The sequence below is a fragment of the Amphritea sp. genome (genome assembly GCF_050300915.1).
Taxonomy (GTDB): domain Bacteria; phylum Pseudomonadota; class Gammaproteobacteria; order Pseudomonadales; family Balneatricaceae; genus Amphritea.
In genome coordinates this window covers 17,384-34,389 of sequence record NZ_JBNKYN010000045.1, presented here as the reverse complement: position 1 = coordinate 34,389, position 17,006 = coordinate 17,384, and the positions used below count along the sequence as shown (strand labels likewise).

Below are 17,006 nucleotides of genomic sequence, written 5' to 3'. Positions count from 1 at the left end.
GGCTGGAAACCAGATTCAGAGCAAACAGATTCAGCGCTTCGAAACGCTGCCGGTTTTGTCCGGCATAGCGATCATTTTTACCAAGAATATCCTGCTCAATCTGCACCATACGGCTCTGGCTCATACCTGGCGCGTGAGCATGGGCAGCACCCTGACCGAAATGCAGGTTATTACCCTCGGCTACGACCACTGTTTCAGCATGGCTATGTTGATGATGCCCTTCCTGATGGTTGTGCGAATGAGAATGCCCATGATGATGCTGGTGTCCCTCGATTGAAACCTCGCCTTCACTGCAACCGCAAACTGTACACATGGTTATTCCACCTCTAACTCTTTTATTCTTAGCTCTTCACCCTGAGTGACCTGCAGCTGATAACTGCCACACTCGCTACAGGCATCATAGCGCTTTGTTATCGTCACGGACCTGACACACTCCAGACACCATGCCAGCCCTGGTAACTCTATTATTTCTAACCGCGCACCCTCAGCAAGACTGTTACGGGTGACGGCATCAAAGCAAAACCGTAGGGCATCGTTCTCAACCATTGCCAGAGGGCCGATCTCAAGCCAGACCGTTTTCACACGCTGATAGTGTTGACTGGCCGCTTGCTCTTCCAATACCTGAATGATCCCTTCGCAGATCGACATCTCATGCATTCAGACAGATTCCCATTGATTCAGTGTGATATCAAAAGCAACACAGGGGTCCGCCAGTAAAAGCATCGTTCGACCCAGTGACAGCGCCTGTGAGTCGGTTTCAGTTCTGGCGCCCTGTAACTTTGTCGCGACCAGCCCCCGGGGATGAAGATTCCACTCGGTCGGTGCGAGAATGTGATAACTCAAAACCCTTTCCCCCATCATCTCTACCCGGTGTAACAGCTGTCCGCGGGATGTTGCTACTATTCCCAGACCAACGCCCTCGGCGATGCCACTGGCAGACTCTGTTGCGCCAGCGCCACAATCAGCACTGATCGCCCCGGGGATCTGACTCAGCTGTATCAACATAGCAGCATAACGACAACTCAGTTCATGCCAGCCCCGCTGTTTAAAATGCTGTAACTCACCACGGTAAGTGCTGTAACTACCGGTTTCACAACACTCGCCCTGCCAGCGTGGTGTCGCGCAAAACACTCTTTGCTGCACTTCCGAAGACGCCGTTTTAAGTATCTGCTGCTGTTGCCTCTGTTGCAAGTCAGGCAGTGGTTGCACATCTGCTCCCAGCGTCACACCAGAAAAATCACGGTGAAGCTGCATGACCGGATCTAGCAACGGAGCGCTGAACTGATGCTCAGGTGATATCTTATCCAGCCAGCCATGGAAACGCTCTGCAGGCATCCCCAGCAACGGTGTGAGCATCTCATTTAACTGCCCGGCAATCTGTTGTCGCTCCGGACCCAACAGCGCTGTCAGCTCCCGATTCTGATCGCTATTCAAGCGGTCTTTATTCCGCTGAGGCTGCAACAGGTAATCCCAGCGACGCAGCAGTCTGGTTAGCAATCCCTGAATCTGCTGCAATATCGCCATCTTAGTGGAATCAGTCGCTATCCAGTCCTTCAGCAAGCGGAACAACAGCTCCCGGCAGTTCTCTACCTGCAGCAAAAGCTGACGCCCCCTGCTGATCTCTCTGGCAACGATAGCGCCACGACTCTGTTCCACTGCCTGTAAAAAGGCCAGCCGCTGGGCCACACCGCAGGCCGTAAACAGCAGCGGGATCATCCGCGAAACCTCGATGACCGTTCGTCCCTCAAATAACCGTCCCATCTGTGCCGGGCGACTTGAAGTCAGCTGTAGTGCTGCGATTCTGCCCTCACGCCAGTCCAGTAAGGCAGTAATTTGTCCCGCCACATCAGCCATGACCAGAACACCGGGCGGTTGGTTTCCCCCCTCCGGTCAGGAACTGACGGCGACTCAGCTTTACGGTTTCCCCTTCGTCTGAAGTTACCGTTGAAGTATCTGGCTCAGCTTTGCTTTCAGTGGCTTCCAGCAACGAATCAGAACGGCTTAATTGCCGCTGTCGGTCGGTGGGAGCGAAGTTATCAGACTCAAACAGCGCCTTTATCACCTCCTCTGCGGTGGCAACAGCAGCAGCCTGATCATTAAACTCAAACATGGGAGAGAACAGTGCACACATGCCATAACCACCTAAAACCTCATCCCAGCCCAGAATAAACTCATAGGGCCCGGAGGGCAGATGACGAATACATTTGCTGCCCACCTGCTGCTCAGTCCATTGCTCCTCTGATTCCGGCAGTTCGGTTCCCAACAGTTCAGTTTCCGACAGTTCGGTTTCCAACAGTATTGTCTCTGGCAACACAGTTTCAGGCAGCAGCATCAGGTTCATAAACCAGGGAGTAATTAAGACACCCAGTTGCTCATTTCCCAGCGACTGAAACCCCAGAGCCTTTACCTGGAGTTTCTGGTTAACCACGGCCACCCCTTCCATGCGGGTGTGAAGAATTTCGACATAACGGGACTCAATTAAACCGATATCCACCATCTGTTTAACACCTCAGCTATCCAGCACCATAAACTGGTCTTTGTCGCCATCACATACTGGACAGCGCCAGTGCTCTGGCAACTGACTGAACGGCGTTCCGGCCTCAATCTGCCAGATATCATCCCCTTTGCCGGGATCGTAAACATACCAGCAGATTTTGCACTCCAGACAGGTGGCATCACTGAGCAGATCGTTCTGCCCCAGATAGCTGCCTTCAAACTTCTGACCCGAATCAACACTCATCAGATTAATACCTCTCTTATCTCTTTCAGACGCAGAGCACTATCCTGCAGATCCTCCGGTGCAGCACAGGCAACGGCGGGCATATCGACCACCTCCAGCGTATCGAGAATCAGATGATCCGTTGAGTTGAAATACTGCACCCGCCATATAGGAGAGATTCCAGTACTGCTGATGCGGCAGTTCCCATACCCCCGGGATAAGATCACCAGCGCACCCGAGCCGAGGTGATCTTCCAGCAGTTGATGATCCGCCGGAGAAAAGGGCAACAGAGACAGATTGATCACATGGGGCTCATCACCCGGTTGATAGCATTCGCTTTTATGCTGCAGCTCAATCAACACAGGAGGCGCGTTTAAAATACCCGCAGGCCATTCTGTACCGGCGACCGACAGAGCACGTGGCTGAGAGAACGCGTACTGACGCGCCACCGAAGGCACATCCGCAATCTCCAGTGTTTCCCGTATCAGGCTGGCATCGGCATCCAGATAGCGAAGCCGCCATACACCCGCCAGAACGGTTTCCTGCGCATGTACTTCGTAACTTATCTCATCCTGAGTTTTGCAGATCAGGCCAACTTCACCTTCACCGAGAATCTGGTTAATCAGATCAAGTCCCGCGGCAGACAGTTTTTCCAGTCCAAGACTGATCACCGGTCGCTCCGGGGTGTAATCATCCAGCTGTTGCTGAAGCCGGTCCAGCAGATCCAGTGTTTCCGGGCAGCTCTCTAACTGCTCAGCTTCCGGCAACATCGGAATATCATAGGTATGCATCTCTTTTGGCATCGGCATATAGTCCAGCACTAAGCTGTCTTCACCGTTTGACTGACTGCCGGGGCCAACCGGCATATTGATCAGTGGAATATCGCCCTGGTTCATACGCTCTGTCCTGTCTTTTCAGTCTGTCTTTTCAGTCTGTCTTTTTAGTCGATCATTTCAGCCACACGGCTGGGTCTGCTGCGGATTCACCACAACGGGAATACCGATGCCGGGATTACGGGTGGGTTCCCGCTGTAGCAGAGACTCAATATCCCTGAGATAGAGATCCCAGTCCTGCACCTTACTGATTGCCCCCAGATAGCGTCCCTCTTTTAACAACACCAGCGTCGGCCAGACGGTAAAGTTATAGCGTCCCTGCAATGACCTCTCGGCCTCACGACTGATCACCGCCGGAGTAAGCTGGGGAAACTGTTTCAGCAGTTCAGGCAGGATCACGGCAACATCCAGAGATTCAGGGAATCGCGCCGGGTCTTCGGTAAAAAACAGCACCGAAAATGGCTGATCCTGAATGAATTCATCGAAGCTGGACTGATCCAGTAATGGATATCCCAGCTGTTCAGTTAAACGGTCTATCAGTTCAGCCATGTTTCTCTTGCTCCTCTGTCTTTATCTGCAGGTGTTCAGGCAGTTGTGGCTCGCTCTGCATCAGGTCAGCAAACAGCGAGTCCATATCAACGGTTTCACCCCGCATCACACTGCGTAGCGCAGTGATCGCATCAGCGGTTTCTCTGGCACGCTGTTCCGTGATCTGCTCTCGGGCGGCACCGAGAAATACCAGCACCCAACTGCCTGAGTCCAACGCCCCTACCAGGCTCATATCAACCTGTTGTTGCTGCCCCTCAGACTCGCACACCGCCACTAATCCGTCACAGTGAACAACCTTCATAGGAATACCGATGCACATCAGTTACCGCTCTCTTTAACGGCTGTCTGATTCAGAAAGCGCTCATCACCCCGCCGGCAGGCATCATCTTCTGAGGGACGTCCCTCCTCATAGCGGCGTTGCTGTAACTCGGAGGGCGCTAACTGCTCCTGCAGGGGCAGCGGCTGATCACGCTTCTGAGGATGGATACCAAATGAGTCAAGATAATCGAGTGCGATACGGATGGCAGGGTCGACCTGCGCCTGAACCGCGGGCCGCAAACTACCACCGAAATCCTCCAGCTCAACGGGCTGCACGCCGATCAGCAGCAGATGCTGCGGGTAGTCGCCGGTAAACTCGGCCATCGCCAGCACTTCCTGAAAACCGGTCTGATGCAGGCTCATCTTCTTTGCCCCCATAAATTTGGGCACATCGTCGCCATGAATCACCTTCATGGCTCCCGGTTCCAGGCCATAATCGATCGCATCAAACACCAGCAGCAGATCACAGCGCTGCACATGCTGCACCAGATAGATCCCCTGGGTGCCGCCATCCATCAGTTCTACATTGGCCGGGAAGCGATAATGTTCATGCAGGGTCTCAACCACACGGATACCAAACCCCTCATCGGCCCACAGCAGGTTACCGATACCGAGGATCATTACTCGCAGTTCAGACTCCGTCCGGGATAACGATTCAGACATCTGCCCCTCACATCACTGTTGTTTCAGAAGTTGCCATACTTAAATAAGGACTTAAAAAAGAACTCAAATAAGAACTTAAATAAGAACTTAAGCAGGACTGAATTTAGAACTACAAGCTTTATGCCAACTCAGAGTATTGCGACGAAGCGCCATGCCAGGGGTGTTACAGAGGGGGTTACAGTTATAAGCAGAGAGCAAAGTGGAAAGTAAGTTTCCAGTTATTGAACCAGATGGTTAAAGCTGTCAGATCGGTTCTCGTCCTACCTGATACAGCTCCCAAAGCTGCTGTTTCTCCAGCCAGAACATGGGTGAGGTATGAAAAAAATGCGCCAGACGTAACGCGGTATCTGCGGTAATCGCTCTCTGACCATTTACAATCTCGTTAACTCTGCGTCGGGAGATCCCCAGCTCTTTTGCCAGCTGAGACTGACTGATTTTTAACGGGTTGAGGTAACAGCGTTCAAGAAAGCCACCCGGATGCTCAGGACGACGCCCATGAAAGCGTAAACGTTGCATCAAAGCCTCCAAAATCACGACCCAGGATAAAAATGCCGGAGCATAGCCCCGGCAAACTCACCAACTAAATGAGCTGACAAGCTCAGTCGGGCTTGTCATCCTTAAACATCCGCCAACCACCAATCATGGTAGATATCAGGCTTTGTCGGGACATAATATCTTCTCGAATGGCGACATAAACATGCATCATGACGAAGATAATCAGATACCACATCCCCAGATGATGCCAGGTATGCAGATCCTGGCTTTGCCCCATCAGCGGCACCACCCAGCCAAACAGCGTATCAGCCCAGCTACCGCGACCTAATCCTTCAGCATAAAGCGCAAAGCCGGTGATGATCATAAAGGTGATCCCCACGACGAAGAAGCAGAACATCGACAGCTGCCCTAACGGGTTATGGCCAATATATTTCTTCGGAGTCTTCTCCAGAAACAGATACCAGCGGATCTCATGACCCACCTCTTTCCACCATTTGCCACTGAAGATGGGCACCAGGAACAGCTCCCGGGCGTGGCTGTTACCCACAAAGGCCCAGTAGATTCGTCCCAGAAATCCAACGGCAACGATATAGCCCGCAGTGAAGTGCGCAAAGCGAATATAACCCATCAGAAAATGATCACTGGCCTCCCCCGGCATCGTCGGCAATGGTGAACCGATAAAATACCCGGTAATACAGAGTGTGATAATCGAAAACACGGTGACCCAATGCCATAAGCGCAACGGTGCCTCATACACATAGACCGCCGTCTGCTTTCTCTGTTTTATTGTTTCCATAGCATACCTCCAGCATGCCCGCAGTTTTCACTACGGGCATCGGGTTCTTAGCGGATTTTTACCTTAGTCAGTTCCTGCCCATCTGCAGACATCACATGGGTAGAACAGGCCAGACAGGGATCGAAGCTGTGCAGTGTGCGCAGAATCTCGACCGGCTCATCGGGACGCTCCATCGGCGTATTCATCAATGCCGCCTCAAAGGCACCAATATTGCCCTCTGCATCCCGGGGGGATCCGTTCCAGGTGGTCGGCACAATCGCCTGATAGTTTTCGATCTTGCCATCTTTGATCTTAATCCAGTGACCTAAGGCACCACGGGGAGCTTCATTGGTTCCCACACCCATCGCCTCTTTTGGCCAGCTGGCAGGATCCCACTTCTCGACATTGGCAGTAGAGCTGTCACCGTTTTTGATATTACCCACCAGCTGATGCCAGTCATCCAGCATGGTATCGACACAGAGTTCGCACTCCAGCGCCCGCGCCAGAGTTCGGCCCAGCGTTGATGGCAGGAACTGCTTCAGCCCCAGATCAAGACCGGTATTCTGATTAAATGCTGACAGTGAGCGATCCACCTGTTCCTGGACATACTCTTTGCCCGACACATAAGCGACGATGTAGCGAGCCAGTGGCCCCACCTCCATCGCATGACCTTTCCAGCGTGGCGCTTTGATCCAGGAGTACTTCGCCGACTCATCGATCTCTTTAATATCAGTGCGGCTGCCCACGGTGTTGGGCCCCAACTCAAATTTAGGCGCGGTTTCACCATCCCATGGATGCAGCCCCTGCTTATCACCCTCATAGGTGTACCAGGAGTGGTCGACAAACTCTTTAATCTGTTCCGGATCCCGCACATCCACTTCGTGAACTTCGTTCCAGTTACCATTAACAATAGCGCCTGCCGGAAGCAGTTCGGAAGATTTATCGTACGGCACTTTCTGATAGGTACCGTAAGAAAGAACATTCTGAGACGCCAGACCACCACCATGCAGCCAGTCTTTATAGATGCCCGCAACCGCCAGCACATCCGGCAGATAGACATTCTTGGTAAACGCCTGCGCTTCCTGAATCCGCTGCAATACAAAGTTAAGTGAGGTCATATTTACCGGTGCACCGGACGCCCCCACACCATCGATATTGATCGCACAGGCAACACCGCCCACCATAAAGTTAGGGTGTGGGTTTTTACCGCCGAAGATGGTGTGAATCTTGACAATATCTTTCTGCAGGTCGAGAGCTTCGAGGTAGTGAGCCACCGCCATCAGATCCGCTTCCGGTGGCAATTTATAAGCAGGGTTATCCCAGTAACCGTTAGAAAACAGCCCCAACTGGCCGGTTTCGACAAACTTTTTCAGCCGGGTCTGCACATCTTTAAAATAACCTGGGCTGGATTTAGGGTGATGCGGCGATACCATTTTCTGCAGATCAGAGGTCCCCACAGGATCAGCCTTCAACGCATTCACCGGGTTCACCCAGTCGAGGGCATGCAGATGATAGAAATGGACGATATGGTCATGCACCTGCAGAGTCTTATCCATCAGATGACGGATCAGATGGGCATTCAGAGGGATCTGAATCCCCAGCGCATCTTCCACCGCCCGCACCGAAGTCAGTGCATGGGTACCGGTACACACGCCGCAGATACGTTCAACAAAGGCCCAGGCATCACGGGGATCACGGCCTTTCAATATCACTTCCAGACCACGCCACATAGTGCCGGTGGAGACCGCATTACGAATAACATTGTTGTCATCAACGTTAACTTCACAGCGCATATGCCCTTCGATCCGGGTTACCGGATCAACCACGATACGACGGCCAGAGTTATCAAGATCGCTTGCATTCATCGGGGTATTCATTATTCCTGATCTCCTTTGTGCTGAGCCCGTTTAATCGCACTGACCGCAGCATGGGCTGCCACCGCTGCACCCACGCCTCCCGCTACCGCCATACCGATCTCATCGGCATTTTTCTCAATACCAAACTGCGGAATATTGGTGAGACGATCATAGAATGAGCCCTTATCCCAGAAACCATCTTCGGAACAACCGATACAGCCGTGACCTGCCTGAATCGGGAATGAGGTGCCTTCGTTCCACCGAACCGTAGAACAGGCGTTATAAGTGGTCGGTCCTTTACAGCCAACCTTGTAGAGACAGTAGCCTTTGCGGGCGCTTTCATCGTCCCAGTGTTCCACAAACTGGCCAGCATCAAAGTGAGGACGGCGATAGCATTTATCATGAATCCGCTGACTGTAGAACATCTTCGGACGCCCCTGACGATCCAGTTCCGGCAACCGGCCAAAGGTCAGCATATAGGTGATCACACCGGTCATAACCTCAGCAATAGGCGGACAACCCGGTACTTTGATAATAGGTTTATCGGTAATCACTTTATGAATCGGAACGGCCTGAGTCGGATTCGGCCGGGCCGCCTGAACACAGCCCCAGGACGCACAGGACCCCCAGGCGATCACGGCGGCGGCATCTTTAGCAGCATGTTTGAGCTGGTCGAGAAATGGCTTGCCGCCAACAATACAGAACATACCATCCTCGTTGAGAGGCGGATTACCCTCCACCGCCAGGATATATTTACCTTTGTACTTCTGAATGGTTTCTTCCAGAGCGGCTTCTGCGTGATGACCTGCTGCAGCCATCAGGGTGTCATCGTAATCCAGCGAGATCATCGACAACACGACATCTTTGACTAACGGGTGCGCTGAACGGATAAAGGACTCAGAACAACAGGTACACTCCAGACCATGCACCCAGATAACCGGGGTTCGCTCCTTCGTTTCCATCGCATGGGCAATTCTGGGCGCAAACGCTGGCCCCAGACCCAGTGCCGCTGCAGTCAGACTGCAGTACTTCAGAAAACTACGACGCGTAATCCCCTGGCGTCGCATCACTTCATAGAAGGTTTCAATTGATTGGGGCATTGCGGTTCTCTCCGTCAGCAGGCTCGCTTAAGGAAGGTCCGGTCCGGTTCAAACTGTACTCAGACTATTTATCTGGTAGCAGGAGAACCGTTCGTACCTTCTCTAGTTATTATTTATCCTCCAGCTTTCAGCAAATTATGTTCCAACTCCCCAAAACCTTGCTATATCAGGGTTATAGCGCATCGGCCAGCCCCCTCTGGATAACTATCTATCCAACCACTCAGCAAAGCGGTTAATTACTTACCACTTCCCCTGTAGCAGCACAGAGGGTGATTAAGCCTGGTCACAACCTTGCACTAGGCGTATTTGGCGCTTTATAGCTCCAGCTATTTGAGAAGCATCTTGATATTGGACAAGGAGCAGAGTCAGGGCTTGCGTATGATCAGACCCAATACTTATTGGAGGATACTAAGATGTCACTGTTAACAGCGGAACAAATTCCCACCGTAGGACTTGAGTTCATGAACCATGATCATGCAGAAGCACTCAAGCAGATAAACCGGCTGGACCAACTAATACTGCAGACAGCCGCTGGAGATAAAGCAGCAGAAGAATGCATCAGTGCCGTCCTGACAGAGATTTCTGAACACAGCACACAGCATTTTGCCCGCGAAGAGGCCGAGATGCTCCGGGTAGATTTTCCCGCTTATGGATGCCATAAAGCGGAACATGAGCGGGTTTTAGCAGAGCTGGCCCGGGTATTACAGCAGTGGCAGCAAAATAGTGATGCAGAAGCACTCCAGAACTATCTGCATAACACCCTGTGTCACTGGCTGATAAACCATGTCTCAACCATGGATAGCGTGACGGCGATGTTTGTCGCCCGTTACAACCAGTCTGTCGCCTGAGCACATACAAGGGGATACTTAGCGGCTTCTGGCACCAGGAACAACTGAGAAGACTGTACAAAAGATAGTCAAGGCCAGATTTTTTATAATAAATATCAACAACTTAAAAACAAAATCAAAAAAATAAAATATTTTTACTATTTTTATGAACTTTACCTGAACAGCCGTCTCTAAAGTTATACATCAACGTAATATGCAAGACCCGAACTGCCCGGAGGAACCCCTTCCCTCCGGGCAGTTTTTTTTAGATCGCATATAGTTCAGCAACGTTCACTATCCATAAGGTATTTTTAAAATAATTTAAAAATAATTGTTTTTTGCTGAACTTTATCAAAACATCGCTCTCTATATATTTACATCAACATGCTAAGTAAGACCGAAACTGTCCTGAGGAACCCCTTCCCTCCGGGCAGTTTTTTTATACCCTATTTTTTGCGGCAGACTGAAACGGTATAGCGAGAATGCATTGCTATTTGATATGCTAAGCCCAACAGTGACGCCCGGGAATAACAGTTCCATCCCTGCAGCGCACTTTCTGCAAACTCCTTATATAGCGACACGCGATCCATCATGAGTAAATACTGGAGCCCGGCTATCCGCCAGCTGACCCCCTATGTTCCGGGTGAGCAGCCAAAGGTTGATAACCTGATTAAGCTGAATACCAATGAAAACCCTTATCCCCCCTCGCCCAGGGTGGTTGAGGCGATTAACAACTATCCCAAAGATCGCCTGCGTCTCTACTGTGACCCGGATGCCACTGCGCTGAAACAATCACTGGCGAATCATTTTCAGCTGCACTACAACAATGTATTTGTGGGCAATGGCTCTGATGAGGTTCTGGCACTGGCGTTTATGGCTTTTTTTCGACAGGAAAAGCCGTTGCTGTTACCGGAAACGACTTACAGTTTTTATGATGTTTACTGCAAGCTGTACGATATCCAGTATCGCCAGATTCCACTGACTGATGATTTTGAAATTAACTTTGCCGATTACGATCAGCCCAATGGCGGGATCATCTTCGCCAACCCAAATGCCCCCACCGGACGGCAGACAGCACTGCACGAGATCGAAACACTGCTGCAAAAAAACCGCGAATCACTGGTGATCGTTGATGAAGCCTATATCGATTTCGGTGGTAGCTCAGCCATCGGGCTGATCGAGAAATATGACAACGTTCTGGTCATTCAGACGTTCTCTAAATCACGCAGCCTGGCAGGCTTGCGTATCGGTTTTGCGCTGGGACATGAGGATCTGATTGCCGGGCTGGAGCGGGTTAAGAACTCCTTTAACTCCTACCCACTGGATAGTCTGGCAATTGTCGGAGCGGTAGCGGCTCTGGAAGATGTTGACTACTTCAATGAAACCAATCAGAAGATCATCGATTGCCGGGAGTGGACAACCGCTCAACTGGAGCAGCTGGGATTCAGGGTTATCCCCTCTAAAACCAACTTTGTCTTTACCTGCCATAACACAATCAGTGGTGCCGAGCTAATGCAATATCTGCGCAGCAACAACCTGCTGGTAAGACACTTCAGCAAACCGGGCATTGAGAACTTTCTGCGCATCACCATCGGCACATTTGCTGAGATGCAGACCCTGATCGAAACCCTTAAGCAACATCCGCAGATCTGATTTAGCCAGACTGGCTGATCAAAGAACCTGTCGACATAGCGTTAATTCAAATGATTGATAAAAGCAGCCGCAACGGCTGCTTTTTTTATGATCGCGGCTCTCAGCGAACCCAAGCCGTGAGTTCTCCCGCACCAAACAACAGACCAGACCATGGTCAGGCAGAGCAACATCGTAAAAGGAACGGGATAATAAAGAGCGGCATACTGGCCGAAAACGTTTATCACAGTGAACACAAAGAGAACCGAAAAAAGCGTTAGCTGTTTTGACTAAACGTCTGACATAATGCTTGGCTACCGCTGCGGTACTAAAGCGCAAACCACTCCCCGCAGCTCTCAACGCCAAATACCCCCGCTCGCTCCTCTGCGAGTTCAACTAACTGGTAGAACACATTACGGTTTAACCGACCTTCCATGCCATAACGCACCATCAGATAGGGTGACGGCTCTCCGGTTTGAGGGTCGGTCTCAACCCGTATCGGGTGCTCAGCAGATGCGCTAACAACATCATCGGTTGATGAGGTAAACACCAACTCCTGACCCAGCTCCCCCTGACGAACCTCAAGACCTGTGAAAAAGAAAGGCACATCCTCAACCTGTATCCCCACTTTTTCAACCGGTGTTACCAGGAAATAGTTATCACCTTCACGCCATAAAATAGTTGAGAACAGAGTCACCATTGCCGGCCGTTTAATCTCTCCACCCTCATGAATCCAACGTCCATCCCGTTTGATCTGCATGTCCAGATCACCACAGAAATCCGGCTTCCAGAGGTGCACCGGAGGGCGTTTATGGCCCTGATTGCCATCTGTTTCCAGTTGTCGCTGAAGCGCTTTAAGTTCTGCTTTGTTCTCGTTCACACGCTATACCTGACTCTTTGACACACTATTATCTATATTGTATTTCAGCTGACATTAAATCGGCTCATCTTGTCTGCAAAAAATTTCACCTTATAACTTAAACACATGAAAGCTATTCATTGTTAGAATAGATCGTACTTAAACAACACTCTTTACCGTCAAATCAAAGACAGATAGCAGTTTAAACACATTTACGGATACCCAAATGAGCGACTCATTACTGAAACAGAAATTCGCCGACCCAACACGCGGCGTCTATTTTATTGGCACCACCCCGCCGAAATCTTCTGTTTCTATGGAGCAGTTATCTGAGATCGGTAAGAAACTGCTGGAACGTCTGCAGCAGATCGATTATGACGGAGTCATCGTTTACGACATTCAGGACGAAAGCAGCCGTATCGACAAGCCCCGTCCGTTCCCCTTTATGAACACCCATGATCCGCGGGAATATTCTGCGATTCTACGGGAGCAATCCGGCCGCCCGGTGATCACCTATAAAAGCGTATCTCAGCGTAACAAAGATGATTTCAATGAATGGCTGGACAAGGCCTGGTGCCCTTATGGTGTGCGGGATATCGTTCTTGTTGGCAGCCCCTCATCTGACGGTGAAATCAAGCTGACTCTGCCACAAGCCTATCGTGCATTGAAGGAACACAGCCTTGATTTCAATCTGGGCGGAGTCACTATTGCTGAGCGCCATGCCAGCAAGGGTAATGAACACCTGCGACTGTTGGAAAAAAGTGCTCAGGGGTGTGAGTTTTTTGTCTCCCAGGCGGTTTATAACCCACAGGCGACTATCGACCTGTTAAGCTCCTATGCCCGCGAGTGCAAAGAGCGGGGAGTAGCGCCAAAACGGATCATTCTCACCTTCTCGCCCTGTGGAAGCGCTAAAACACTGGAATTTATTGAGTGGCTCGGGATCTCTGTGCCTCAGGCAACCTGTCACCGGATCCTCGATGCCCACAACCCACTGGCGGAATCGATCCGTATCTGCCGCAACAATCTGGACCAGATTCTCGAAGCCTGTGGCGATCTCGGCATCCCTCTGGGACTGAATATTGAGAGCCTGACCAACCGCAAAGAGGAGATCGATGCCGCGATCCGGTTGTACAAACTACTCAAGGCTACTCTGGATCTGAAGCTGGCAGAGCTGGAACTTTAAGCGCAGAAATGCCCGTAAAATGCACGGGCACTTTTTCTACTGGGCTGTCAATTTACACTAAGAACGCTTATTCACCAGCTGACTGAGCGTCCGCCGCAGCATCAGGAACCAGTGGGTTTTTCAACGCATCCAGCACCGCGGCTAGCTCCTTATATTTCTCCGGTGACCAGACAATTTTACGCTGACCATAGTCGACGTTGTATGCGCCACCACCGAGAATATCCATACCCAATAACCCATCGAATGGCTGTGGGCCGGTAGTTTCAATGACTGCAGTTGATTTATTTTCGATACGGTATGGCCCCAGTTCTATACGATCAAACACCACACGCTCGGTTTTGATCAGTCCGCCTCCGGCAACCTGGGCATAACTGGAATCACGACTGGCTGTATTCAGTGAGCTGACACCATCCCGGTGCAGCACAGTCATACTGGCGCCAGTGTCCAACAGCAGATTGAGGCTGGCTTTTCGCCCTCGCCAGACAACTTTGACCGGCACCAGCACCTGATTACCCATAATTCTGACGGGCGTCGTCATCTGTGCCAATGTTTTCTCCAGCTCACGAATCTGTTGTTTTCGCGAATAGGCATCGGCTTGTTCCTGACGACGTTGCTGGCTCGCCAGTTTCTCCTCTTCCGACAGAGCCTCAGTAGTAATCTGCTGAGTTTGTTGGCGAAACTGAGGGGGAATTTTATGCGGGCTATCAACAAAGACTTTACGTCCCTGAGCATCAATGTAATGCAGGATCTCTGCGGTAGCAGACGACGCAAAAAGTGTGCTCAGGCTCAGCAAACATGTGAACATGGTGGCCGCGCAGCGAACCAGGCTCTTACCTGATTGGTGATTGTTTCTCTGCATAGTTATCGCTCCCTGTTTAGATGACCGGCATCCCGCCTGTTTCAGTCTCTATCAATGCAAAAACTGATAGATCCCATTTAATATGAAAACCCCGACAATCGCCATAAACAACAGCATAAAACGGATCATCAAGCAGTATTTGCAGACCTTTTTACGCTTACGCAGCGACATCTTCAGCCCCCCGCCAGCTTAACGTTAAAACCCCGCTGCTCCAGCAGTTGCTTAAGCTTTTCCCGGTGGTCCCCCTGTATCTCGATAACACCATCTTTTAATGAGCCACCGGTGCCACACTGCTGCTTGAGTTTTTTAGCCAGCTCTTTTAACTCTTTCTCTGCCAGAGGTACGCCACTGATAGTGGTGACACCCTTGCCTTTTCTGCCAGCGGTTTCGCGGCGAATCCGTACCACCCCATCCAGGCTGCCTAACCGTTCCTGATCTGCCAGCTGATCACAGATACACTGTTCAACCGCTTCTTTACACCCCGGACACAGCTGCCCTTTCTCTGTAGAAAATACCAGATGACTTAACTGATCACGCATCGACACAACGAGATACCTTACTAGTTACAGATTGCAGTTAGTTGACTGACATACCGCCTATCTGACGCGACAGATAGGCGGCATAATTGTCGGTCATTCCGCCAATAAAATCGAGTACCCGCATATAGGACTGATACAAAGGCCATTCAGGATCGGGACTGTGAATCCCCATCAGACTGATAATTTTCTGGCTACGGTAGCTGAGCTGATCGTTGCTCTGCGTATGCTGTTCATAGGCTGCTGCACAAAATGAATCCAGCAGACTACCCAGAGTGCTGTACGCACCGACTTCCAGTTCCGCTTTGCGGTTATCCGGAAACACTCGTTCACGAGCCAGATTCTTGGCTTTTTCCAGCCCCTCTCGCACCCCAGGATCGCCATCCGCCAATAACTCACCGGTATACTCGCCGTTCATAATCAGCGGCAGCTTCGCCATAAATGCTGCCACTGTAGACTCAACCATATTTTCCATTGCCATACCACGCAGTGCAGAGATCTTCCGCCGCGCCGATGCCTGGGTGAAAAAGATCTCATCTTCATAGTTAAGATCGCCACAGATCTGCAGCATGATCGGTTTGATATCATTAAACCCCAGAATGTTGAGTTCTATCGCATCCTCCAGATCCAGAATGGCATAACAGATATCATCTGCCGCCTCGACGAGGTAGGCCAGCGGGTGACGGCACCAGTAGTCCTCACCTAACTTAACCAGGCCCAGCTCCCGTCCCAGCGCATTGAGAATATCCCGCTCGGTTCCAAAGCTGCTGAATTTACCTTTTTTACCCGCCCGTTCCACTGTCCAGGGATATTTCAGCAGGGTTCCCAATGTCGGGTAGGTCAGCCTCAGGCCACCATCAAACAGATTATTCTCGATCCGGGTTACGACCCTGAAGCCCTGCGCATTACCTTCAAAGGTTTGCAGATCGAGTAATTCCGTTGCGGATAGTTCTTCAAGATAGTGTTTCGGAGCTTTGTGCTTAAACCAGTCGCGAATAGCAAACTCCCCTGCATGTCCAAAGGGAGGATTGCCAATATCATGGGCCAGACAGGCCGATTGTACGATCGTGCCAAGATCGTGCGGGCTGATCCATGCGGGTAACTGGTCCTGTAACAACTCCCCTACCCGAATACCCAGACTGCGCCCCAGACTCCCCACTTCAATACTGTGAGTCAGGCGGGTATGAATATGGTCATTCAGTGAGAGTGGATGCACCTGGGTTTTGCGTCCCAGTCGCCGAAAAGCACTGGAGAAGATGATCCGGTCATGGTCCTTATGAAAATGGCTTCGGCCCACTTCCTCAGGGGTCAGATGCTCATGACCATAACGCTTGGTTGTCAGAAGTTTATCCCACTCCATTTTACAATCCGTCAGATACTGTTCGCTCCAGTGTGCGGGATCAGGAGGGGCAAATCAATCCGTCTCCGCAAGGTAAGTAGCAGTAATCGCAACGATCAAATCAGCAGACAGACTCAAGCCCATGATCGGACACTGAGCATCAGCTTAAACCACCTGCGCAACTTCGCGACAACCAAACCTTAGTATGATGTCTTCAGCCAGGGTATCCGGCCTGGATGCGGCCCGGCAACGAGCTGTCGCATCGACAGGGATAGCGATATTTTAAATAGGATAATCTCATCCACACAGGTTATATAAAACATCACCCCAAAATAATTTTCATAACTATCAATAAGATAATTACAGATATTCCACTGTAATCTCAACCATTGCAGATCAATCGGTTTATCAGTCGCGGAGATATCAACCACGAAACGTTTCACTAGCTCATTGATAATGCGACAAT

General features: G+C 50.8%; 19 protein-coding genes and 1 pseudogene. 3 read left to right on the top strand and 17 right to left on the bottom strand.

Translation table 11 applies throughout. The annotated features are described in order from the left end of the window. The 13 genes and pseudogenes from ACQY8X_RS12880 to ACQY8X_RS12820 form a co-directional block, all read right to left on the bottom strand. Positions 1-313 (bottom strand): annotated as a pseudogene (locus tag ACQY8X_RS12880) (hydrogenase nickel incorporation protein HypB); the annotation flags it as partial. Positions 314-315: 2 nt separating this feature from the next. Further along, the gene (gene hypA, locus ACQY8X_RS12875) at positions 316-657 is read right to left on the bottom strand and encodes a hydrogenase maturation nickel metallochaperone HypA (RefSeq protein ID WP_428035543.1); all 342 of its coding nucleotides are present in this window, start codon (positions 655-657) and stop codon (positions 316-318) included. After that, positions 658-1,854 (bottom strand): nickel-dependent hydrogenase large subunit, encoded by a 1,197-nt coding sequence (locus ACQY8X_RS12870; protein ID WP_428035542.1) that lies wholly within the window; start codon positions 1,852-1,854, stop codon positions 658-660. Next, the gene (gene hybE, locus ACQY8X_RS12865) at positions 1,847-2,497 is read right to left on the bottom strand and encodes a [NiFe]-hydrogenase assembly chaperone HybE (RefSeq protein ID WP_428035541.1); all 651 of its coding nucleotides are present in this window, start codon (positions 2,495-2,497) and stop codon (positions 1,847-1,849) included. The genes ACQY8X_RS12870 and hybE overlap by 8 nt, the downstream gene beginning before the upstream one ends. A gap of 12 nt (positions 2,498-2,509) precedes the next feature. Further along, a complete protein-coding gene (locus ACQY8X_RS12860; RefSeq protein WP_091355952.1) occupies positions 2,510-2,740 on the bottom strand; it encodes a rubredoxin in 231 nt (76 codons plus the stop codon). Continuing rightward, the gene (locus ACQY8X_RS12855; protein ID WP_428035540.1) at positions 2,740-3,615 is read right to left on the bottom strand and encodes a hydrogenase expression/formation C-terminal domain-containing protein; all 876 of its coding nucleotides are present in this window, start codon (positions 3,613-3,615) and stop codon (positions 2,740-2,742) included. Before ACQY8X_RS12855 ends, ACQY8X_RS12860 begins: the two co-directional genes overlap by 1 nt. A 57-nt stretch (positions 3,616-3,672) precedes the next feature. Continuing rightward, positions 3,673-4,101, bottom strand: coding sequence for a hypothetical protein (locus ACQY8X_RS12850; protein ID WP_428035539.1), 429 nt, complete (start codon positions 4,099-4,101; stop codon positions 3,673-3,675). After that, on the bottom strand, positions 4,094-4,420 hold the full coding sequence (locus tag ACQY8X_RS12845) for a HypC/HybG/HupF family hydrogenase formation chaperone (RefSeq protein ID WP_428035538.1): 327 nt from the start codon (positions 4,418-4,420) through the stop codon (positions 4,094-4,096). Before ACQY8X_RS12845 ends, ACQY8X_RS12850 begins: the two co-directional genes overlap by 8 nt. Next, on the bottom strand, positions 4,420-5,082 hold the full coding sequence (locus ACQY8X_RS12840) for a HyaD/HybD family hydrogenase maturation endopeptidase (RefSeq protein ID WP_428035537.1): 663 nt from the start codon (positions 5,080-5,082) through the stop codon (positions 4,420-4,422). Before ACQY8X_RS12840 ends, ACQY8X_RS12845 begins: the two co-directional genes overlap by 1 nt. 243 nt (positions 5,083-5,325) lie before the next feature. Further along, entirely contained in the window at positions 5,326-5,598 is a 273-nt protein-coding gene (locus ACQY8X_RS12835; RefSeq protein WP_091355964.1) for a HigA family addiction module antitoxin, read from the bottom strand. A gap of 82 nt (positions 5,599-5,680) precedes the next feature. Further along, entirely contained in the window at positions 5,681-6,373 is a 693-nt protein-coding gene (gene cybH / locus ACQY8X_RS12830) for a Ni/Fe-hydrogenase, b-type cytochrome subunit (RefSeq protein WP_091355966.1), read from the bottom strand. 47 nt (positions 6,374-6,420) lie between these two features. Beyond that, the gene (locus ACQY8X_RS12825) at positions 6,421-8,229 is read right to left on the bottom strand and encodes a nickel-dependent hydrogenase large subunit (protein WP_428035536.1); all 1,809 of its coding nucleotides are present in this window, start codon (positions 8,227-8,229) and stop codon (positions 6,421-6,423) included. Further along, positions 8,229-9,308, bottom strand: coding sequence for a hydrogenase small subunit (locus tag ACQY8X_RS12820; protein WP_139203147.1), 1,080 nt, complete (start codon positions 9,306-9,308; stop codon positions 8,229-8,231). The genes ACQY8X_RS12825 and ACQY8X_RS12820 overlap by 1 nt, the downstream gene beginning before the upstream one ends. Positions 9,309-9,721: 413 nt before the next feature. On the opposite strand from ACQY8X_RS12820, the gene ACQY8X_RS12815 reads away from it, so the two are divergent. Next, entirely contained in the window at positions 9,722-10,156 is a 435-nt protein-coding gene (locus ACQY8X_RS12815; RefSeq protein WP_428035535.1) for a bacteriohemerythrin, read from the top strand. Positions 10,157-10,726: 570 nt separating this feature from the next. Further along, positions 10,727-11,788 carry a histidinol-phosphate transaminase gene (gene hisC, locus ACQY8X_RS12810; protein ID WP_428035534.1) on the top strand — a complete coding sequence of 354 codons (1,062 nt, stop codon included), beginning with the start codon at positions 10,727-10,729 and terminating at the stop codon, positions 11,786-11,788. 304 nt (positions 11,789-12,092) lie between these two features. Here the strand turns inward: hisC and ACQY8X_RS12805 are convergent, their stop codons facing one another. After that, a complete protein-coding gene (locus tag ACQY8X_RS12805) occupies positions 12,093-12,644 on the bottom strand; it encodes a DUF1285 domain-containing protein (RefSeq protein ID WP_428035533.1) in 552 nt (183 codons plus the stop codon). Positions 12,645-12,849: 205 nt separating this feature from the next. Between ACQY8X_RS12805 and ACQY8X_RS12800 the strand changes: the two genes are divergently transcribed. Beyond that, positions 12,850-13,806 carry a methylenetetrahydrofolate reductase gene (locus tag ACQY8X_RS12800; RefSeq protein ID WP_428035532.1) on the top strand — a complete coding sequence of 319 codons (957 nt, stop codon included), beginning with the start codon at positions 12,850-12,852 and terminating at the stop codon, positions 13,804-13,806. 67 nt (positions 13,807-13,873) lie between these two features. Here the strand turns inward: ACQY8X_RS12800 and ACQY8X_RS12795 are convergent, their stop codons facing one another. From ACQY8X_RS12795 to ACQY8X_RS12785, 3 genes are all read right to left on the bottom strand, one after another. Next, positions 13,874-14,665 carry a retropepsin-like aspartic protease gene (locus ACQY8X_RS12795; RefSeq protein ID WP_428035531.1) on the bottom strand — a complete coding sequence of 264 codons (792 nt, stop codon included), beginning with the start codon at positions 14,663-14,665 and terminating at the stop codon, positions 13,874-13,876. Between the two features lie 173 nt (positions 14,666-14,838). Next, the gene (locus ACQY8X_RS12790) at positions 14,839-15,204 is read right to left on the bottom strand and encodes a translation initiation factor Sui1 (protein ID WP_428035544.1); all 366 of its coding nucleotides are present in this window, start codon (positions 15,202-15,204) and stop codon (positions 14,839-14,841) included. A 37-nt stretch (positions 15,205-15,241) separates the two neighbouring features. Continuing rightward, entirely contained in the window at positions 15,242-16,561 is a 1,320-nt protein-coding gene (locus ACQY8X_RS12785; RefSeq protein WP_428035530.1) for a deoxyguanosinetriphosphate triphosphohydrolase, read from the bottom strand. Positions 16,562-17,006: the final 445 nt, after the last annotated feature.